This is a genomic window from Kushneria phyllosphaerae (genome assembly GCF_900312995.1).
In the GTDB taxonomy this organism is placed as follows: Bacteria; Pseudomonadota; Gammaproteobacteria; order Pseudomonadales; family Halomonadaceae; genus Kushneria; species Kushneria phyllosphaerae.
In genome coordinates this window covers 169,576-189,529 of the sequence record NZ_ONZI01000002.1, presented here as the reverse complement: position 1 = coordinate 189,529, position 19,954 = coordinate 169,576, and the positions used below count along the sequence as shown (strand labels likewise).

At 57.0% G+C, this 19,954-nt stretch carries 20 protein-coding genes and 1 tRNA gene; 11 read left to right on the top strand and 10 right to left on the bottom strand.

Annotated elements, in window-relative coordinates; translation table 11 throughout:
- Window positions 1-329 precede the first annotated feature (329 nt).
- The 3 genes from KSP9073_RS06740 (at window position 330) to KSP9073_RS06730 (ending at window position 2,510) form a co-directional block, all read left to right on the top strand.
- Entirely contained in the window at window positions 330-752 is a 423-nt protein-coding gene (locus KSP9073_RS06740) for an NlpC/P60 family protein (protein WP_243409150.1), read from the top strand.
- A gap of 410 nt (window positions 753-1,162) precedes the next feature.
- On the top strand, window positions 1,163-1,732 hold the full coding sequence (locus tag KSP9073_RS06735) for a class I SAM-dependent methyltransferase (RefSeq protein ID WP_165814186.1): 570 nt from the start codon (window positions 1,163-1,165) through the stop codon (window positions 1,730-1,732).
- Window positions 1,733-1,817: 85 nt separating this feature from the next.
- Window positions 1,818-2,510, top strand: coding sequence for a hypothetical protein (locus KSP9073_RS06730; RefSeq protein WP_108842218.1), 693 nt, complete (start codon window positions 1,818-1,820; stop codon window positions 2,508-2,510).
- A gap of 46 nt (window positions 2,511-2,556) precedes the next feature.
- Here the strand turns inward: KSP9073_RS06730 and KSP9073_RS06725 are convergent, their stop codons facing one another.
- Entirely contained in the window at window positions 2,557-3,039 is a 483-nt protein-coding gene (locus KSP9073_RS06725) for an FKBP-type peptidyl-prolyl cis-trans isomerase (protein WP_108842217.1), read from the bottom strand.
- A 288-nt stretch (window positions 3,040-3,327) separates the two neighbouring features.
- Between KSP9073_RS06725 and KSP9073_RS06720 the strand changes: the two genes are divergently transcribed.
- Window positions 3,328-3,612 carry a hypothetical protein gene (locus KSP9073_RS06720; RefSeq protein ID WP_108842216.1) on the top strand — a complete coding sequence of 95 codons (285 nt, stop codon included), beginning with the start codon at window positions 3,328-3,330 and terminating at the stop codon, window positions 3,610-3,612.
- 136 nt (window positions 3,613-3,748) lie between these two features.
- Here KSP9073_RS06720 and putP read toward each other — a convergent pair whose 3' ends face one another.
- From putP to KSP9073_RS06695, 5 genes are all read right to left on the bottom strand, one after another.
- Window positions 3,749-5,239, bottom strand: coding sequence for a sodium/proline symporter PutP (gene putP, locus KSP9073_RS06715; protein WP_108842215.1), 1,491 nt, complete (start codon window positions 5,237-5,239; stop codon window positions 3,749-3,751).
- Between the two features lie 144 nt (window positions 5,240-5,383).
- Entirely contained in the window at window positions 5,384-8,575 is a 3,192-nt protein-coding gene (gene putA, locus KSP9073_RS06710) for a bifunctional proline dehydrogenase/L-glutamate gamma-semialdehyde dehydrogenase PutA (protein WP_108842214.1), read from the bottom strand.
- 282 nt (window positions 8,576-8,857) lie between these two features.
- Window positions 8,858-9,631, bottom strand: a complete 774-nt coding sequence (locus KSP9073_RS06705; RefSeq protein ID WP_108842213.1) for an AraC family transcriptional regulator — start codon at window positions 9,629-9,631, stop codon at window positions 8,858-8,860.
- Window positions 9,632-9,672: 41 nt separating this feature from the next.
- The gene (locus KSP9073_RS06700) at window positions 9,673-10,041 is read right to left on the bottom strand and encodes a hypothetical protein (protein ID WP_108842784.1); all 369 of its coding nucleotides are present in this window, start codon (window positions 10,039-10,041) and stop codon (window positions 9,673-9,675) included.
- 63 nt (window positions 10,042-10,104) lie between these two features.
- On the bottom strand, window positions 10,105-11,157 hold the full coding sequence (locus tag KSP9073_RS06695; RefSeq protein WP_108842212.1) for a CNNM domain-containing protein: 1,053 nt from the start codon (window positions 11,155-11,157) through the stop codon (window positions 10,105-10,107).
- 335 nt (window positions 11,158-11,492) lie between these two features.
- On the opposite strand from KSP9073_RS06695, the gene KSP9073_RS06690 reads away from it, so the two are divergent.
- The gene (locus KSP9073_RS06690) at window positions 11,493-11,768 is read left to right on the top strand and encodes a hypothetical protein (protein ID WP_108842211.1); all 276 of its coding nucleotides are present in this window, start codon (window positions 11,493-11,495) and stop codon (window positions 11,766-11,768) included.
- Window positions 11,769-12,132: 364 nt separating this feature from the next.
- Window positions 12,133-12,208: transfer RNA gene (locus KSP9073_RS06685), tRNA-Gly, on the top strand.
- A gap of 153 nt (window positions 12,209-12,361) precedes the next feature.
- Here the strand turns inward: KSP9073_RS06685 and KSP9073_RS06680 are convergent.
- The 4 genes from KSP9073_RS06680 to KSP9073_RS06665 form a co-directional block, all read right to left on the bottom strand.
- Complete coding sequence (locus KSP9073_RS06680; protein ID WP_108842210.1) at window positions 12,362-12,634, bottom strand: hypothetical protein; 273 nt, start codon at window positions 12,632-12,634, stop codon at window positions 12,362-12,364.
- A gap of 124 nt (window positions 12,635-12,758) precedes the next feature.
- On the bottom strand, window positions 12,759-14,219 hold the full coding sequence (locus tag KSP9073_RS06675; RefSeq protein ID WP_108842209.1) for a dihydrolipoyl dehydrogenase: 1,461 nt from the start codon (window positions 14,217-14,219) through the stop codon (window positions 12,759-12,761).
- A 96-nt stretch (window positions 14,220-14,315) separates the two neighbouring features.
- The gene (locus KSP9073_RS06670; protein WP_108842208.1) at window positions 14,316-15,062 is read right to left on the bottom strand and encodes a glutathione peroxidase; all 747 of its coding nucleotides are present in this window, start codon (window positions 15,060-15,062) and stop codon (window positions 14,316-14,318) included.
- 212 nt (window positions 15,063-15,274) lie between these two features.
- A complete protein-coding gene (locus KSP9073_RS06665; protein ID WP_133240996.1) occupies window positions 15,275-15,667 on the bottom strand; it encodes a DUF6314 family protein in 393 nt (130 codons plus the stop codon).
- Window positions 15,668-15,754: 87 nt separating this feature from the next.
- Here KSP9073_RS06665 and KSP9073_RS06660 point away from each other — a divergent pair, with 87 nt between their 5' ends.
- The 5 genes from KSP9073_RS06660 to KSP9073_RS06640 all read left to right on the top strand — a co-directional run bounded on the left by KSP9073_RS06660 (window position 15,755) and on the right by KSP9073_RS06640 (window position 19,923).
- Window positions 15,755-16,642: a carboxylate/amino acid/amine transporter gene (locus KSP9073_RS06660; RefSeq protein WP_108842206.1), complete on the top strand. Its 888-nt coding sequence runs from the start codon at window positions 15,755-15,757 to the stop codon at window positions 16,640-16,642.
- Between the two features lie 68 nt (window positions 16,643-16,710).
- The gene (locus tag KSP9073_RS06655; protein WP_108842205.1) at window positions 16,711-17,592 is read left to right on the top strand and encodes an NAD(+) kinase; all 882 of its coding nucleotides are present in this window, start codon (window positions 16,711-16,713) and stop codon (window positions 17,590-17,592) included.
- Window positions 17,582-18,556 (top strand): metallophosphoesterase, encoded by a 975-nt coding sequence (locus KSP9073_RS06650; protein WP_243409149.1) that lies wholly within the window; start codon window positions 17,582-17,584, stop codon window positions 18,554-18,556. The genes KSP9073_RS06655 and KSP9073_RS06650 overlap by 11 nt, the downstream gene beginning before the upstream one ends.
- A 212-nt stretch (window positions 18,557-18,768) precedes the next feature.
- On the top strand, window positions 18,769-19,653 hold the full coding sequence (locus tag KSP9073_RS06645; RefSeq protein ID WP_108842204.1) for a rhomboid family intramembrane serine protease: 885 nt from the start codon (window positions 18,769-18,771) through the stop codon (window positions 19,651-19,653).
- A gap of 3 nt (window positions 19,654-19,656) precedes the next feature.
- Complete coding sequence (locus KSP9073_RS06640) at window positions 19,657-19,923, top strand: YeaC family protein (protein WP_108842203.1); 267 nt, start codon at window positions 19,657-19,659, stop codon at window positions 19,921-19,923.
- The last annotated feature ends 31 nt before the right edge of the window (window positions 19,924-19,954 follow it).

The window sequence follows — 19,954 nt, the reverse complement described above, 5'->3', positions numbered from 1 at the left end:
CATAACAAGGGTGGTTTGATTAATTTTTAATACTCGCCAGGCAAGGCCAAATTCCTTAACATCCTGAAAGCGTCATTTTCGACGCCTTTTCTCTCATTTGTACGTGATGATTTCAGGATGCTTCCAGTGCTCGATCAACAAAAAGGGCCGTATACATGCGGCGAATAATCATGAGTGGTCTGGTTTGTCTTGCTTTAGGAGGGTGTGCGGCCTCGCAGCCCGGTTCACAGGATGGTGCAAAGGACACGGCAATGCTTTCGCTTTCGACGGTGAAAACGTCGAAAGCGAAAGCGGGAAGAAATGCCGGCCAGGCGCCTCGATATGATTACATGTCACCTGAAGATGCCTACCCGGTCGATGTAGAAGCGGCGCTGATGGCCGAGTACGACACCTGGGAAGGAACGCCCTACAGGTTCGGCGGCGAAAGCAGCAGTGGTATCGACTGTTCGGCACTGGTACAGCAAATCTTTCGTGACAGCTTCAATTTTGATCTTCCTCGAACCACGGCCGGGCAGGTGTTGACCGGTCGCCGTATCGAAAAAACAGCGCTCAAGGCGGGTGATCTGGTCTTTTTCAGGCCATGGCGAGGAGACCGTCACGTCGGGATCTACCTTGGTGACGGTCGCTTCATGCACGCTTCAAGCTCACGGGGCGTCAAGATTTCGCGGCTGGACAACCCCTATTGGAGTCGGCATTACTGGCAGTCGCGTCGGGCACTGGATGCCAACGCGCTGGCCATGCGCACCCCCTGATCGTATGAAAGGTTAAAGCGGGCCGATACTGACACAGTATCGGCCCGCTTTTTTATGGGCGGGCGTTGATGGCAGTGAGCCGATCTGTACAGGTTCTTTTCTATGTCTCTGGCCGTTGAACTCGTGCATCAGGCTGTCCACGGGCTTCCGAAGCCAATACGTTATCAACCGGCATTTCTTGTACAAGATGTATAAAAATATTGTACGATGCCGTCATTAAGTGGCTGGCAGGATGCCGGCCTGAATATTGATTTCAGGATTTATCAGGTATGGATACCCAGTGTTCAGGACTTTCAGCGCCCAGGGCTGAAGCAATGCCCACCTCTTTGACATCGTCTGGAACCGATGTGACGTTAGCGCCTCATGCGGCGAGCGTGTACGCGACCCCTCATTCAATATCTCTGCTGAACATGGCACCCCATCACCGTGTGCTGGACATGTATGGTGCCAGTCGACTGCGCATGCACCAGATGGCCGGGAAGCTCGATGAACGAGGGGAGCTGGTCGCCAATATTACGGGTGCTCTGTCGCTTGAAAGCACTGAGTTTTGTCATGTTCCAGACAATGTCATCATGACCCGCCTTGATGATGAGCGTCTGTCGCTGGAAGAAGTGGGCACCTTTGACCGTGTCCTGCTGGATATCCCGGCCCTGGTGGGTCGGCATCTATCTTCACGCCAGCGTTCAGAGCGTCTTGTGTCGTTGCTGTTGCGTGCCATTACCCTGTGTCGCGAGGGCGGGCGCGTCGTGTATGTCACGCACGGTCATCTGATGCAAAACAATGAGATGGTGGTCGATCAGGTGATCAATGATGCCCACAAGGGGGTTGCCCTGAACAACATTGCATTTTCCGGCAGCCCGGGCAGTACCTTCTGTAGTGGTCAGCAGCTTGATCCAAGGATTGCCAGAACCCTCTATGTGGACAGTGAAACAGGCCGCGATAATCGCTTTCTGGCCGTTCTGGAGTGCAGTCGCAGCTGAGTCAGGGCGTGTCTGACTCAACCGGCATCGACGTCGTTGCGCCCCATCACTACAATGACGCCTCTTTTGCCTGCTGGTACCGAGGATGTCTCAACTGATTTTTCGTTTGCGTCGTTTTTGTCACACCGTCATGGCATGGACGGCGCACCAGCTGATTGCCCTGCGTATTTTACCGGCAGGGCTTGCTCTTTCTGCTATCACGTTCGGCATGGCCACAATGCCCTTGCTGTATGGACATCAACCTTTTCTGGCCGCCCTGTTCGTTGTTATCTATCGTCTGTTGAGCATGCTGTCAGGCTGGGTCTCAAGCGCGCTTGGACACTTTGATGTCAGGCAGCGCTATCTACGGCCCTTCATGGAAATCATTCTGATCATGGCGGTCATGGGCGGGCTTTCGCTCTATCAGCCAGAGCGGCTGATATTGCCAGCGCTTGCACTGGTGATCGTAACGCTCGTGTTTGACCTTGAACGGCGACTGTTTGCGCTGCTTCGAGAAGCGCAAAAAATGACCGCCAATGCCGGCAGAATCGAGCGCCTGATCGATGTTGTGACAGGCAGTGCCGGGCGAACACTGCTTTTGATCGCGGCCTGTTACTGGCCGAACCCTTTTTTCTGGAGCGGCTTCGGGTTTGCCGGTTTCTGTCTGATGGTGCTGATCTGGCGACTGATCTTCAACTATCGAGCGCTTGACCGACCTTCCAACGGCGCCGGGTTTGCTTGTGATGACGTGCCGGGCGCTGCGGTCTCGCTAGATGCGAAACAACTGGAGCAGACATAAAAAAAGGCAGCCGTAGGCTGCCTTTTTAAACGCTGGGCGTTGGCAATCAGTGCTGATGGCCGCCTTCACCGTGTACATGGCCGTGCTCGAGCTCTTCGGCACTGGCTTCACGTACAGATTCAACGCTGACGTCAAAGTTCAGGGTTTCACCTGCCAGCGGATGGTTACCGTCAACCGTCACGGTGTCACCTTCAAGCTTGGTGACGGTGACCAGCAGCGGGCCGCCTTCGGTCTGAGCCTGAAACTGCATGCCCGGCTGAATGTCTTCAACACCCTGGAAAGCATCGCGCGGTACTTCCTGCACCAGAGAGGGCTGGACTTCGCCATAGCCTTCGCTGGGTTCAACGCGCGCCTGAAGGGTATCACCTGCTTCCTTGCCTGACAGCTCCTTCTCAAGGCCGGGAATAATGTTGCCCGAACCGTGCAGATAGGACAGCGGATCACGCCCTTCAGAGCTGTCGAGGACCTCTCCAGCGTCGTTTTTCAGGGTGTAATGAAACGCTACTACCTTGTTTTCTTCGATCGGCATGATAAGGGTCCTTTTGCGTCAGTACGTGTTGGTTGCTTTGAAACTGTCGGGGCATTGTCTCCATGGATGGCCTCCATGAATGCGTGCCGACGTGCTTACCCACCAAGATGGCGACGGCCATATGTTTTTCAACCCCGAGTGACTCATCAATCGCGCTTTTTTTACGATATCATGCCAGCATGGTGCTTACCTGTGTGCAGGCCGGCGTCATGAGGGCCCAGCGGGACAGGCATTTCGCTCGGGGTCACACTGAATTATAGACACTCAAACATTCGCGCAGGAGAGCTTATGACCATTGCTGTCATCTGGATCGTTATTTTTGCCATTGCTACCGCACTGGCCTGGAAAGGCTGGGAAAGTGGTTTTGGCAAAATGGTCAATCGGTGGGTGCCTGCCATTCTTCGTCTTGATGACGAGCAGGGCAACCGAATCACCTGGTCGGTCGTGGCAGGGGTACTGCTGGCCACGCTGATGACCAACCCCGCTTCAATGCTTTTGACCCTGCTGCTGATTGCCCTGATCGTTTTTGTTGTACGGGCCATCATCCGTTTTGCATTGAGCAAGGTGCATTAAGATCGCCCGGCAGGGCTGACAGTGGCCGGCGAGCGGTTGAATAGTCCAAAATCCTGACAACGTCCGTCATTGAACGCCATCAAAAAGGGCTCCCTCGGGAGCCCTTTTTAACGTTCGATGCGCTGCCAGGGCGCGATCAGCGAGAGATCTGTCTGTACTCGCCGGAATCATTGGTGGCTCTGCTGACGATCACGATAGCCAGCATGGAAGCGATGAAGCCCGGAATGATTTCATAAATGCCCGGGCCGCCCATGAACTCGGCGTTCCAGCCCAGCGCAATCCAGACCATGACCGTCACTGCGCCCACGACCATGCCCGCGATGGCACCGGCGCCATTGGTTCGTGACCACATCAGGGACAGCAGGATCAGCGGGCCGAATGCTGCGCCAAAGCCTGCCCAGGCGTTGCTCACCAGTCCCAGCACCTGTGAGTTCGGATCAGAGGCGATGACGGCGGCGATGATACCTACCAGCAACACGCTGATTCGACCGACGGTTACCGCTTCCTTCTCGGAGGCTTGCTTGCGCAAAAACAGGCGATAGAAGTCTTCGGTCAGGGAGGAAGAGGCCACCAGCAACTGGCTGGAAATGGTGCTCATGATCGCGGCCAGCAGCGCGGCATAAAGGAAGCCGGTCACCAGCGGATGAAACAGCAGGTTCGCAAGTATAATAAAGATTGTTTCAGGATCGTCGACCTGCATGCCATTGCGAACCGCATAGGCCCGGCCGAAGATCCCCAACGATACCGCACCAATCATGGAAATGAGCATCCAGCTCATGCCGATGTTTCGAGCCACAGGCACGTCCTTCAGAGACCGGATGGCCATGAAGCGCACAATGATATGAGGCTGTCCGAAATACCCCAGTCCCCAGGTCACAGCCGAGAGCCAGCCAATGAAGGTCAGGCCATCCGTCCAGGACAACAGCGTGGGGTCCACCTCGTTAAGGGTCTGTGAGGCCTGAGTGAAACCGCCACCACCTTCGCCGAAAAGCACCACAGCCGGCATGATCACCAGTGCCAGCATCATGATGCAGCCCTGAACAAAGTCCGTCAGGCTGACCGCCAGAAAGCCGCCGACGACCGTATAGACCAGCACCACGCCCAGCGTAATAACGATGCCCGTGCCGTAGTCGCCCAGACCGCCGATGTTGATCAGACCGGCGAAGGCGCTTTGAAACAGCTTGCCGCCAGCGACCAGGCCCGAGGCCGTATAAATGGCAAAAAAGATTACAATGACGATGGCAGAGACCACCCGCAAGGACATGGCCCGGGTCGGGAAGCGGTTGGCCAGAAAGGCCGGGATGGTAATGGCATTGCCATAGTGCACCGTCTGCTCACGAAGACGCGGTGCGACCAGCAGCCAATTGAAAAAGGCGCCCACCAGCAGGCCGATACCGATCCATGCCGAACCAAGGCCCGAGGCGAACATTGCGCCGGGAAGCCCCAGCAGCAGCCAGCCACTCATGTCCGAGGCGCCGGCCGACAGGGCCGCCACCTGTGGACTGAGGGTTCGACCGCCGAGCATATAGTCTTCGGAAGTAGAGGTAGACGTGCGCATGGCATAAATGCCAATGGCGATCATGAGCGCAAAATAAGCGAAAAGGCTGATCCAGACACCGATAGCCATAAATTTCTCCTGTGTTCTGATTATTAGGCCGGAAGATTTCCTGCAAGGGTCATGAGCAGGGCGCACGCGAATGAAAAACCGTTGTTGACGTTGTTTTCAACCACAAATGGCTTTTCATCGCGCGCATGCCTCATGAGTTCTGGATCAACCGTCACCCATGGCCAGAAGGGAAGCATTGCCCCCCAGGGCTGCCGTATTGATCGTACGCGTTTTTTCATTGGCAAAACGCAGTAGATAATGGGGGCCACCGGCCTTGGGACCGGTGCCGGAAAAGCCCTGCCCGCCAAAGGGCTGCACGCCCACCACGGCACCGATGATATTACGATTGACGTAGACATTGCCGACCCGGATACGACTGGCCACCCGATTGGCAAAGGTTTCGTTGCGGCTGTGCACGCCAAAGGTCAGGCCATAGCCAAGTTCATTGATGGTATCGATGACCTGATCGATCTCACTGCCCTTGAAGGTCGCCACATGCAGGATGGGGCCAAACTGCTCGGTCTCCAGCGCATCAATGCCGTCGATTTTAAAGGCCGTCGGGGCAACAAAGGTGCCGTTGGCGGCAATATCGGCATCAATGGCGGTCTCGGCAATCAAACGACCTTCGCCCTTGAGGCGGTCGATATGGGCCTGCAGGCCTTTTCGGGCGTCTTCATCAATGACCGGGCCAACATCGGTGGACAGATGCGTTGGATCGCCAATGCTGAGCTCGGCCATGGCCCCTTTGAGAGTATCGATGACGCGCTCGGCGATGTCTTCCTGAACATACAGCACACGCAGCGCCGAACAGCGCTGGCCAGCGCTTTGATAGCTCGAAGCCACCACATCCTTGACCACCTGCTCGGGCAGGGCAGTGGAATCCACGATCATGGCATTCAAACCGCCGGTTTCTGCTACCAGGGTTGGCAGCGGCGCGTTTTCCCGGGCGGCCAGGGAGCGATTGATCAGCTGCGCTGTCTGGGTGGAGCCGGTGAAGGCCACACCGGTAATGCGACGATCGCTCGAGAGTACGGCGCCTACCGTGGCGCCATCGCCCGGCAGCAGCTGCACAACCTCACGCGGCATGCCGGCTTCATATAAAAGCTCGATGACGCGATGGGCGATTAATGAGGTCTGTTCGGCGGGCTTTGCCAGCACCGTATTACCGGTCACGGCAGCGGCCACGGTCTGACCGCAGAAGATTGCGATCGGGAAGTTCCACGGGCTGATGGTGGCAAAGACTCCCTTGCCCTGCATGATGAGCTCGTTGGATTCCCCCGTCGGTCCCGGCAGGACCGTGGGCGCCTCAAAGATTTCCCGGGCGCGCGCGGCATAGTAGCGACAGAAATCCACCGCTTCGCGGACTTCGGCCACTCCATCGGGCAACAGCTTGCCGCCTTCCATGCAGCACATGGCCATCAGTTCTGGCATGTGCTTTTCCATCAGATCGGCAAAACGCTCCAGAATGGCGGCGCGTTTCTCGACCGGGGTGTCGTTCCAGTCCGGGAAGGCCTTCCATGCCACATCGATGGCACGCGAGGTTTCCTCGGCGCTGGTCCAGCGTACCCGGCCGATGGTGTGTCCATGGTTCCAGGGGCAGATGACGTCGTGGCGCTCACCGTTTTGGTCTTTCAGGTCAAACCCTACCAGCGGTCCCGCACTGTAGTCGCGCTTGAAAAAGGGCGCCATGTCCTCCATTAGCGGTTTGAACTGACTGCTGACGTTGAGATTGATGCCGCGGGCGTTGCGGCGGCCGTCGGGAAAAATTGCCTCCGGCATGGGGATATTGGCATTGAAGTACTGGCCAACGCCTGTCAGGTTTTCGACTGGATGAACGCACAGGGAATCTACCGGTACGCGCGGGTCGACAAGCTGGTGCACGAACGAGGAGTTAGCGCCGTTTTCCAGCAGGCGGCGTACCAGATAGGGGAGCAGGTCCTTGTGAGCACCCACCGGGGCATAGATGCGACACCAGGTGCCTTTGGGGGCCTGCTTGAGGGCGGCCTCGTAAAGTGCTTCGCCCATGCCGTGCAGGCGCTGGAATTCAAAGCCACGATCGCCCTGATGGGCCAGATCGATAATGGTCGAAATGGTATGCGCGTTGTGGGTGGCAAACTGCGGGAAAAGGCGGCCACGCGTATTGTCGGACAGCAGATAGGTGGCGCAGGCCAGGTAGGACACATCCGTACAGGCCTTGCGGGTAAAGACCGGATAGCCGTCGACGCCGAGCTGCTGGGATTCCTTGATTTCGCTGTCCCAGTAGGCGCCCTTGACCAGACGCACGGGCACTTCATCACCCTGATCGCCGGCCACACGCGTCAGCCATTGCAGTGCCGGCAGGGCGCGCTTGGAGTAGGCCTGAATGACCAGACCAAATTTGCCCCAGCCCTGGCAGGCGCTGGAGGTATAGACCGCCTTGAAAACGTCGAAGGACAGCTCGAGTCTATCCACTTCTTCGGCATCAATGGTCAGGGCCACATCCAGCCCGCGCGCCAGTTCGACCAGTTGTTGAACGGTGCCGACCAGTTCCTTGAGGACCTGCTCGCGCCGCCCGGACTCATAGCGGGGATGGAGCGCCGAGAGCTTGATGGAGATCGAAGGCGCCGGCGTGTTTGAAGAAAGCTTCTGGCTTGTCTTGCCAACAGCGCGGATGGCGCTGGCATAGTCGTCGAAATAGCGCTTGGCATCCTGACGGGTCAGCGCGGCTTCCCCCAGCATGTCATATGAATAGGTGTAGCCCTTGTCAAACTGCGGCTTTGAACGCTTGAGCGCTTCGTCAATATCGCGACCCAGTACGAACTGGCGGCCCATGACCTTCATCGCCTGGCGCATGGCCTGACGAATGACCGGCTCGCCCATGCGGTTGACCATGCGGTTAATGAACCCCGCCGGGCGCCCATCCTGAGGATGGTCCAGCTTGATCACACGACCGGTGGTCAAAAGCCCCCAGGTCGAGGCGTTGACGAACCAGGATTCGCTCTGGCCGGCGTACTTTTCCCAGTCACCGACACTGAGACGATCCTCGATCAGGGCATCGGTCGTGGCGGTATCGGGTACCCGAAGCAGAGCTTCTGCCAGACACATGAGCATCAGGCCTTCCTGCGTGCCCAGGCTGTACTGCTGCAAAAGCTCATCAATGGAATCCACCGCGGTATCCATGGCGCGAACTTCGCGTACCAGCGCTGCGGTGCGATCAGCAATTCGCTTGAAATCCTTTTCATCGGTCTGCAGAAGCTCGATGAACTCCCGCACCAGATCATTTTCATTAACGATGTAGTGATCGCTGATGCGATCAAAAAGGGCTTCAGGCGTCTGCTGCCAGGTGTTGGCATCCAGTATTTGTTGGCTTTTGAGCATAGTGAAGTTCCTTGCCGCGACGGGCAGCCAGCGCAGGTGATGGGAACGCACACGGGCAGCACACCGATGGCCGGCGGTTACAAGAGGATGGTGACTTTTTTGACTTTAGGCCGCCTCGAGCAGCGCCGTCTTGTCGATTTGCCGGGAAGGATTGTCAGATTGACGGGAGTTGTGCAGGCCGGCCGGTAAGGCAAAAAAGTGACTGTATCAGCAATTCATCTTTGGTCTTAAGCGTTGCTCTTGGACGACGGGAGCGTAATGGTTGATGCTGGATCGATTTGCCTATGAGCCAGTCGTCTGGCGCAGTGCGCCCGGGGAGTGACCGAAATGGCGTCTAAAGGCATGTGACAGGGCGCTTTGATTGGCAAAGCCCGAGCGCTCGGCAATATCAACCAGGGGTAAACGGGATTCCAGCAGTAGTTTGCGGGCGGCATTGAGGCGCTTGCGCAGAATGTATTGATAGGGGGGCAGGCCCGTACGTATCCGAAAAAGCTCGGTGAAGTGGGCACTGGAGAGGTGGGCCAGACCGGCGAGGTCTTCAACACGAATGCCGCGGGCCAGATGCTGTTCGATGTAATGGTCCAGCATGACAAGATCGAGTCGCGACTGTGGAGTTGCCTGCCGATCAAGCAGGCGATGGGAGAGGATCGACAGCAGGGTCGTGATCAATAGATCGCGATCGACGTCCGGCTGATGCGTGATTTCCTCCACCATGAAGGTGAGATAGGCACGGGCTGCGCTGTCGAGCTCGAAATGCAGAGGTTGAGAGAACAGCTGGAAGTGATGTCGATAGGCGCCTGACAAACCCGGCGCGTCATCAAAAAGATCCAGCAGCAGTTGTGAGTTGTTGCCAATACCGCGATAGCAGTGCTCCCGATCACCCGGGATGGTACAGCCATGAAACGGTGAAATATGCAGCGGGCGACCGTCAATGATGATTTCCGCTTCACCCTCCAGCCCGATCACGATCTGGTGAAAGGGGTGAGAATGCGCCTGGGAAATCTCCTCGAGCGGTGCACGGCGAATGACGTTGGTGCTGGTCAGCGCGATGGTCATGGCAGTTCAATATCCGGACAGAGGACGCTCATTGATCTGACTCAAAAGGTGCGTCGGTCGTTGAGCGACAGTCGCGCTGTCAGATGCTGACGCAGGGCACGAATCTCCTCAAGCCCGGTCCCTGAAAAGAGCGATCCCCCCTGCTCAAAGCGCCAGGGCTGACCATATTCATCCATGATGGCCTGACAGCGTCGGCGCACATTTTCAAGGTAGGGGTCGTGGCGAATCGGGTAGCCGACAATGGTGTGCCAGCGTGCCTCGGAGACACGGTTTTCCAGCGTCTCGTCAAGCAGGGTCAGCAGGTCGTCGGCACTGGTGCGATATCGCGGCGTTCGCGACAACAGCAATGCCGCGACCATGAAACCGCAGATCAGCAGACAGACGACAAAGGTCAGCAAAAAGGTAGCCATGGGGGTCATCGGTGGCCGAAGCGAAACGCCATTCTAGCATGCTCCGACCCTCAACCGAGAGGGTCAGCGTTTGGTCAGCATGTCGTTGGCGGTGCCTTCTCGACTGCGCCGAATACGCTTGAGCCAGAGCTGTCTGGCGTGATGTCGAAGATTGGAGACATCGTCGGTTTCATCCACGATATCCTGGCCCAGAATGGTTTCGAGAATATCTTCCATCGTCAAAACGCCCACCCAGTTGCCATGATCGTCATACACCACACACATGTGATGGTGATCATTGAGCATGCGGATGAACACCTGCTCGACGCTGTCCTTGCTGTCTACTGAATCGATGGGATGCATGATCGACTCAAGCGTCGCGTCGTCGCCGGCGTGGTAGGCGTCCATCTTGTGGATATAGCCCATGGTCTGTTCCGGCGGCGTCATGACGGGGTAGCGGGTAAAGGGCAGGTCGCTGTAGCCGGCATCAAATTCTTTGACGGTCATTGTGGGCGTCACGGTGGTGCATACCGTGCGCGGCGTCATGACTTCCCGAACGGGAATGTTGTGAAGGTTGAGAATGTTGACGATGGTCCTGCCTTCATCGGCATCCACTACCCCTCGTTCCTGGCCCAGCTTCGCCAGGGCCTTGATCTCTTCGCGAACATCGACGTCGTCTTCCTTGCCGCTGCCAATTCGGCTCGTGATCTGCTCCGATAGCCATATAAAGGGCAGCAGCACCCAGATCATGGCCTTGAGCGTAGGCGCCAGAATCGGCGCCAGCTGGCGCCAGTAACGGGCACCGATGGTCTTGGGCAGGATCTCCGACAAAACCAGGATCAACAACGTCATGATGGCAGAGGCCACCCCAATCCATGTTTCGCCGAAAACGACCGATACCTGTGCGCCCACACCTGTCGCTCCGACCGTATGCGCAATGGTATTGAGCGTGAGAATGGCGGCAAGGGGGCGGTCAACGTTGTCCTTGAGATGGCTCAAGGAGCGGTGCAGTGCCGGTTTTGATTCCTGCAGGCGTGCGATGTGGCTGGGGGTCAGGGAAAGCAGCGCTGCTTCAAGTACCGAACAGATAAAGGAGATGCCAATGGCAGCAAGGGCAAAAACGATCAGGAGGATCATGGAGGCTCTGTGTGAAGGTCAGGAGATCATTAATGACATTTCTGACAGGGCAATGAATTAACGCACGATTAAATCGGCAGGGTTTTGGTAACATTATGTAAATATTAAGGCTGGCTTTTGACTTGCACTGGGAGGCTTTAACGCCGATGTTCCCTGCAAAATGTCGCTATTTGGCGACATTGATAAAGTATAATTAATGCAGTGTTTTCAAAATTAAATAAATTGATCACAAAATTTGTTTCTTTTAATACTTTAGCCTTGGTAGCTGGTCGGTATAATCCCCGCAAGTAGCAAATTATTAACCCATGTAATGCTAAAAGGCTTACTCGTCCGGCATGCAATCCCTTGACTCACTTGAGCTGGCCATTTTGACTCGCCTGCTCAATACAGGCCGATACCAACGTGTGTATGTCAAGGCGATCGAATTTGGCGTCACGGATGTCGAGTTCGCCCGCGCCGTGCGCTATCTGTCCCGAAGAGGACTGATTGATGCGATATGGCAGGAGCATGACTCACGTCACAGGGTGTGTCGTCTGTTTGGAAGGCCCTGTTTTGATCAGTGCTGTGGTCGGATTACCGAGCACGGCCTCAATGAGGTCATGACAGGATAGCGCGTGTTCTGACCCTGCTGGCTGCTTTTAAAGACAATCCGGAAAGTAGAAGTGTGGTGGCAGGGGAGGAAAGAGACAGGGGCCTATCTAAAGAGGCCTTTTCCTGAAGAGACTTTTTCGTGAAAGCTTTGGACCGACATAAAAAAACCGCCACAACGAGGTGGCGGCCATGCAAGGAACAGTTAAACCAAAACGCATTCCTCAGCGACTGAAGAAGAACGTCTTGCATAATAGGACCGTGGTATTTCCGGTTTGATCCCCAAATTTGGAAATTTTTTTTGCGCGCTGTCTTTTTGCCATAAAAACAGCGCTTTGTAGCGCGCTGCTTGTGTTTGCCGACAGGTACTTTTATGATGAGCACCATGCGGGTATAGCTCAGTTGGTAGAGCGTCAGCTTCCCAAGCTGAATGTCGTGGGTTCGAGTCCCATTGCCCGCTCCATTTCTTCCTGCATTTCCTCTCTCGCTGTCCAAACTTCTGCAAACCGAACCAGCGGCGCTGCCTCCGTTTTTATGTGGCTCATCACCTGCTGAGCGCTTACGGCCAACGTGTTTTCAGACAGTCAGTAAACGCTGATGCATGGGTGTCTTGACCTCAGGCCCGGCTGAAAAAATCCAGCACCCGATTGACTCCCAGACTGTCCGACCAGGCCGCCGGGGTCTGAATGGCGGCAATGAACATCTGATCTTCAATGTCCACATATTGCTCAAGATCGGCCAGAACAAGATCGGGCGTGGCCATGGTTCTGACAAGCCAAGTTGTCTCGAGTATGTGCAAACTGTCCGGATAGCGTCCCAATGCCCTGATCAGGTAGTGATATTCCTGACCCGGACGTTTTAGATCACAGGTAATCATGTAGTCGGCCATGTCTGGCTCCTGAGGGCTGTCGAAGAATTGTGCCGGCAGCCACTGTGTCATGGACCCTGGATTCAATCGATGGGTCGGGTTGATTCGCGAATCCGGACAAAAGCATCCAGAGCTGTGAGAGCGTTTAGCTGCCGGGTCCGGTATCCATGCAGTGCTGTGCCATGGCCGGGCCCAGTCGGAGTCTGCCATTGAGATCACGCAGCGCGCTGCGCAGGCCTTCTTCAACGCAGGGGTGATAGAAGGGCATTTCGAGCATTTGCGCTACGGTCATGCGCTGCTGGTGACACCATGCCATTAAATGGGCAAGGTGTTCTGCATCCGGCCCCAGCATTTCAGCGCCAAGAAACAGTCCCGAGCCCTGTTCACCATAGACGCGCAGCAGGCCCTGATTCTGGCGCATGACCCGAGCGCGCCCCTGATGTTCAAAGTTGACCTCACCGATGGCGTAACTGTCGCGTGGGCGCTTCTCTATCTCGGTCCATGACAGTCCGACAATGGCAATCTGTGGGTCGGTGAAGACCACTGTCAGCATGGAGCGACGCTGGCCGGCGCGGATGTCCGGATAGCGACCGGCGTTGTCACCGGCAATACGGCCTTCATCAGAGGCTTCATGCAGCAGCGGCAGCTCGGCATTGGCGTCCCCTGCGATAAAGATGCAGGACGGCGTGCCATCCTGGCGCTGACACTGCAGCGTATAGCGATCAAATACCGGCAGTCCCTCATTCATGCGCAGATCCGCATGAGCGATCTTCAGGCCTTCAAGATTGGGCGGACGCCCTGTGGCCGCCAGCAGATAGTCAAACTGCTCGGTCACCTCGCGCTCGCTGCCGCGCTCGATAAAGGTGACTTCTACCCGCTCGTCGATGAGTGCCACATGGCGCGTCTCGGCTTCGGGGTCGAGATAGAACTCGGTATTGAACTGCCGATCAGCATACTCGCGAATGGCGGGGTCGCTGATCGGGCCGATGCCTCCGCTGACACCAAACATGCGTACTCGAACGCCTAGCCGTGACAGCGCCTGTCCCAGTTCCAGGCCCACCACGCCTGGGCCGAATACGGCCACTGATTCAGGCAGGTCGTCCAGATAAAAGAGGTCGTTGTTGGTAATCAGGCGGTCGCCGGCAGCCTTGAGAAAGTCTGGATAATCGGGACTGGAACCGGTGGCAATGACGATTCGCTTTGCATGAACGCGGGTATGATCGTCGATGATCAGCGTGTTGGTGCTTTCAAGGGTGGCATGGCCCCGAAGGCGCTGATCGGCGTCGATACTTTCCACCGAGTCGATGACGCCATCAACGAAATGGTCGCGTTCGCGCTGGACGCGCGCCATGACATCGCGGCCGTCGATGCGAAGGTGTCCATCAATGTGGATGCCAAAGGCGTCAGCGTCACGAGCGTGATGCGCGGCATCGGCAGCCGCAATCAAGAGCTTGCTGGGCATGCAGCCTACTCTGGCGCAGGTGGTGCCGTAGGGGCCTCCTTCGATCATGATGACGCTGTCAGTGTGGGCCCGGGCCGCATGATAGGCCCCCAGCCCGGCGCTTCCTGCGCCAATGATGGCAACGTCTACGCGTCTTTCCTGCATGCTGAGGCTCCATTGCCTGGATAAACAGTAGGGAACTGTACACATAAAAACGGCCACCCGAAGGTGGCCGTCATGATCAGGCAGGTGATCAGGTGATCAGGCAACGGCCTGGTCGAGATGCGCCTTCAGATCCTCGGCACCGCCGATGTGGCGGCCATCAATCCATACCTGCGGTACGGTGGCATGGCCGGTCATGGCGCGCAGTGAGCGGCTGGTGATGTCGCGATTGCCGATGGTGATGTCTTCATAGGCAATACGGCTATCGGCCAGCGCCTGCTTGGCGCGTGCACAGTGCGGACAGCCCGGCTTGCTGATAATGGTAGCAAAGCTGGGGCGATCTGCTTCGGGGTTGAGGTAATCGAGCATGGTGTCGGCGTCGGAAACCTCAAAGGGGTCGCCCGGTTTTTGCGGCTCGATGAACATCTTCTCGATCCTGCCGTCGCGAACGACCATCGAATAGCGCCAGCTGCGCTTGCCAAAGCCCAGATCGGTCTTGTCCACCAGCATGCCCATGCCTTCGGTGAAGTCGCCGTTGCCGTCAGCCAGCAGGGTCAGGTGCTCGGCTTCCTGATGCTCGCCCCAGGCTTCCATGACGAAAGCGTCATTGACGGACAGGCAGAGGATTTCATCAACGCCGCTGGCGAAAAGCTGTTCTGCCAGCTCGTTGTAGCGCGGCAGATGCGTGGAGGAACAGGTCGGGGTGTAAGCGCCCGGAAGGGAGAAAACGGCGACGGTGCGATTGGCAAAGATATCCTTGGTCTGGACATCGACCAGCTCGCCGCCCTTGCGCTGTTTGAGGGTCACTTCCGGAACATACTGTCCTTCACGATTTTGCAATTCCATCATTTGCTCCATGTATTATTGAAATACTGCGGTAAAAAAACCGCTGCCAGAAAACATCCTTCAGTGTATGGGACAGAGTCTCATCATGATATTTGAATAAGACAAAGGTCGTAATAGGAAGGGATAATTGGAAAGGGTTGGCTAATGTTATGGCGCAAGCCAGGTTCCCCCTGTTTCTGTCTACTCATTACCTACCCCTACATGATCCATTGCTATCGATAGATGTAGTGGATGTGCTCCTGTTTGCGTGGTCCTTCAACCGTCCAGGTCAGATCAAAACCGCCGTCTGTCATGATCAGTTCGCCGCTGTAGAGATCCCGCACGCACAGGTGCGGGGAGAGGCTCATCAATCGGTTTTCCTCTACCACGATCAGTGGAAACAGAAACACGGCCTCTTTTTGGCCGCGGCGTTCGTGATAAAGCTCTATGCGATCCTCGATAACCTCAAAGCGATAGACATTGCTGAAGGCCATCCTGCGGCCGTTTGCATGAGTGAAATGGCCCTGTTCATGAAAGCGAAAAGTGGCGTCGTCACCGCTGACCGTGACCTCTCCGATGCCTTGGCCTGACCAGTCGCTGGAGGATTGCGGGCCGGGTGAGGCCATAAAGGTGAGCTGCCGGGTTGCCTTGAGGCATTCGGTCAAGCGTATAATTGTTGTTAACCTTGAAAATCTATCTGGTTGACAAAGCATATGGGCTATCTACTCGGGGTCACACTGTTGTGGTCCTTCTCGTTCAGTCTGATCGGTGTGTATCTGGCCGGTCAGGTGGACAGCTATTTTGCCGTATTAACGCGTATCTCGCTTGCCTGTCTGGTATTTTTGCCCTGGCTTCGCCCGCGCCTGCTGGACCGGCGGCGAACACTGGGACTGATGGGCATAGGCGCCATACAGCTGGGATTGATGTATGTGTGCTATTACCAGTCCTTTGTGCTGCTCAGCGTGCCGGAAATCCTGTTGTTTACCATTTTTACGCCGATCTATATTGCGTTGCTGGACAATCTTATATGTCGTCGGCTGGATGTTTTCCAGCTGGCGATGGCGGTGCTTGCCGTGCTGGGTGCGGCGCTGATTCGCTACCAGGGTGTCAGTGAGGCGTTCTGGACCGGCTTTCTCATGGTGCAGGGGGCCAATCTGTGCTTTGCCATTGGTCAGGTCGGTTACCGACATCTCATGCGCGGTGTTGAAGGGTCGTTTCCGGCTCTGAATGTGTTTGGCTGGTTCTACATCGGGGCGCTGCTGGTCGCTGTACCGGCCTGGTGGTTGCTGGGGGATGCTTCCAATCTGCCAACGACATCGGTGCAGTGGGGCGTGCTGGCATGGCTGGGCATGGCGGCTTCGGGCGCGGGCTATTTTTTATGGAATCAGGGCGCTCGACGCGTCGATGCTGCAACGCTTGCCGTCATGAATAATCTGCTGATTCCTGCCGGGCTTCTGGTCAATCTGTTGATCTGGAATCGCGAGGCGGACCTTTCCCGCATCGCGCTGGGGGGCGCTGTCATGCTGTTGGCCCTGCTGGGCAGCGAATGGTGGCGCCGGCGTTCAGCCCTGTCACCTTCTGCATCGGCTGAATTTTCATGAGGGCGTGGTTTACCCCTCTGTCGAGCTGAACGCATAATGCCGGCTCGATGAAACAGTCTGGACGGGGCATGACACAGTTCAACCGGGTAGGGTTGGTGGGGCGGCCTGACAGTGACAAGGTCGTTGAAACACTTGAGCGTCTGACGGAGTTTCTGACATCTCGCGGGCTTGAGGTGTCTCTGGAAACGGAGACTGCGAGGACCTGCTCGCTGCAACAGGTCGCCAGTCTTTCGCTTGAAGAGATCGGTCGACAGTGTGATCTGGCCATTGTGGTCGGCGGTGACGGCAGTCTGCTGGGCGCCGGGCGCATGCTGTGTCGCTTCAATACTCCCATTCTAGGGGTCAATCGCGGTCGACTGGGGTTTTTGACCGACATCAATCCCGATGAGGTCGAGCATCGCGTTGATGAGGTGCTCAACGGCCAATACGAGGTGGAGCGGCGTTTTCTGCTGGATACCGAGGTCAGGCGTGATGGCGTTGTCATCGGGTCGGCCTGCAGCCTCAATGATGTCGTGCTCCATCCGGCCGCGGCCGTACGCATGATCGAGTTCGAGCTTTATATCGATCGCCAGTTTGTCTATCGCCAGCGCTCCGACGGTCTGATCGTGGCAACCCCGACGGGGTCCACGGCCTATGCGCTCTCCGGGGGCGGCCCCATTTTGCATCCCCGGCTCGAGGCGATCGTACTGGTGCCGATGTTCCCGCATACCCTGTCGAGTCGACCGATCGTGGTCGACGCTGCAAGTGACATCCTGCTGGAGGTCGTGGACAGCCACGATGCCGAGCTTCAGGTCAGCTGTGACGGGCAGATGAAGGTGGTGGTACAGCCCGGTGACATGATTTCCATTCGACGCAAGCCTGAATACCTGAAGCTGCTTCATCCGCCGGGATACAGCTATTTCGAAGCCTGTCGCAGCAAGCTGGGCTGGAGCAGTGGCCTTGTTGGTTGAGCCGGCCCAAAAAGTGTCTGCCTCGCAGGCCGATCAGGGGTTTGACCTGATCGGCGATGTTCATGGCTGCGGTGACCTGCTCGAATGTCTGCTGGAGCGGATGGGCTATCGGCGACAGGACGGGGTGTATACCCATGACTCGCGGCGCGCCATCTTTCTGGGCGATCTGATCGATCGCGGCCCTCATGTCCAGAAGGCGCTCGACATCGTGCGCCGTATGGTGGATGCGGGCACCGCGCTGGTGGTGATGGGCAATCATGAAGCTCATGCCCTGAAGCAATGCCTGAGAGAAGGGGGGCGCGATTTCACCCTGCCGCGTGTCGGGGGCCGCAGTGAACGGGTCATGCATGAAACGCTCAAGCAGTTTGAGCGGGCACCCGGGCTTTGGGCCTCATATCTCGAGTGGTTTTTGGAAATGCCACTGTGCCTTGAATTCGAGCATTTTCGTGTGGCGCATGCCTGCTGGGACGAGGCATTGCTGCGTCCCTTTCTGGCAGAACGCCCGGATGGTCGGATTGATCGACGGTTTCTACTGGCGGCAAGTGAGGCGGGCAGTCCTGAACATCGTGTGCTGGATCGCACGACCCGCGGGACACAGCTGCGTCTGCCCAACGGGCAGATGATTCGCTCGCTGGATGGCGCCCGGCGAGGCCTGTTTCGCACGCATTTCTGGGCACGCTCCCCGCAGACCTATGGTGATGTGGTCTTTCAGCCCGACCCGCTGCCACCGGAATTCGAGGATCGGCCGCTTCGCGACGACGAGCGGCGCAGGCTGGTACATTATGATTCTTCACAGCGCCCGCTTTTTGTCGGTCATTACTGGTGTGAAGGTATTCCAAGCCTGGCGACACCCAATATCGCCTGTCTGGATTACAGTGCCGTCAGGGGCGGTCGTCTGGTCGCCTACCGCTTCGATGGCGAGTCAGTGCTGGATGCCGGGCAGTTTTGCTGGGTCGATGCCTGAGATGTAAAGATGGTCATTAAATAAAACCCGGATTTTTTGAATGCGTTCGGAACTTTTGAGCCACACTGTCGTCAGAGTAAGTGTTCCCTTGAATGATCCCTTGCTCTTGTCCGGCGGACCCTCTCCGCCGGACTTCTTTTTGTGTTTGTCATTTAACGTCAGAATCCATAAGCATGACCGGCTGGCAGGTTCCAGTCTCAAATGGAGTCAGCATGCCTCAGGCGCTGCGTTTTCCTCTTGATGCCGATATTGACGGGTTGCGCCACGCACTCTGGAAGCATCGCATCGGCCATCACTACTCGCGTGACCAGAGCGGACAGGTGCTTTGGCTGATCGAGGATGTCCAGCTCGATCAGGCGCGCGAGCTGATCGACAAGTGGCATCAGGGTGTCGCCATGACGCTGGATGCGCATCATGAGCCGGTCGCTCGCGCAGGCTCGGTCATGGGGGCGTTGCGCTCTGCACCCGTGACCACCCTTGTGATTGTCATGTGTGTGGCCGTCTTTGCATGGCAGGGGATCGATAATATTCAGGCGCTGACGGCGCTGGCCATTGCTCCCATTGCCATCGAGGGGCAGCAGCTTTATGCCTCTACTCTGGGCTACGCCCTGTCACAGGCGGAGATCTGGCGGCTGTTTTCCCCGGCCTTTTTGCATTTCAGCCTGATGCATCTGGTCTTCAACCTGCTCTGGCTCTGGTATTTTGGCCGGCAGGTAGAGGTGCTGCAGGGGCGCTGGCGGCTGCTGGCCCTGTTGATTTCGGGCATGCTGGTGTCCAATCTTGCCCAGTACGCCACCGGTACGGTGCTCTTTGGCGGTATGTCCGGCGTGGTCTATGCACTGGTCGGCTTTGTCTGGCTCTATTCGCGTCTGGTGCCTGACAGTGGTTTCCAGTTTCCGGCCATGCTGATGGTGTTCATGGTGGGGTGGCTGGTGCTGTGCATGACGCCGGCGGCCGGCTGGCTCGGTTTTGGGAACGTGGCCAATGAGGCCCATCTGGGCGGGCTATTGCTGGGGCTGGCAGCCGGGCTTCTGGGCTCGCGCTTCCATCCGCATCAAACAGGGCCCAGACACAAACACAGGGATATTGACGGATAAACCATGAGCGACATGAATTTCGAGCGCATGATCGAGCAGCTGACGCCGCAGATGTATGAAGGGCTCAAGCGGGGCGTGGAGCTTGGCAAGTGGCCTGATGGTCGCGCCTTGAGCCGTGAGCAGCGCGAGCTGTGTCTCGAGGCGATTCTGCGTTTTGAGGCAAGACGCAACGTATCGCCCGAGCAGCGCACAGGACACATCGACCGTCATGGCTGCGGCAGTGACCAGCATGGCGAGGCCCAGGGCGACAGCATTAAATGGGTCAATTAGACCTCGAAACGCTCTGGTGTCTCCAGACGCC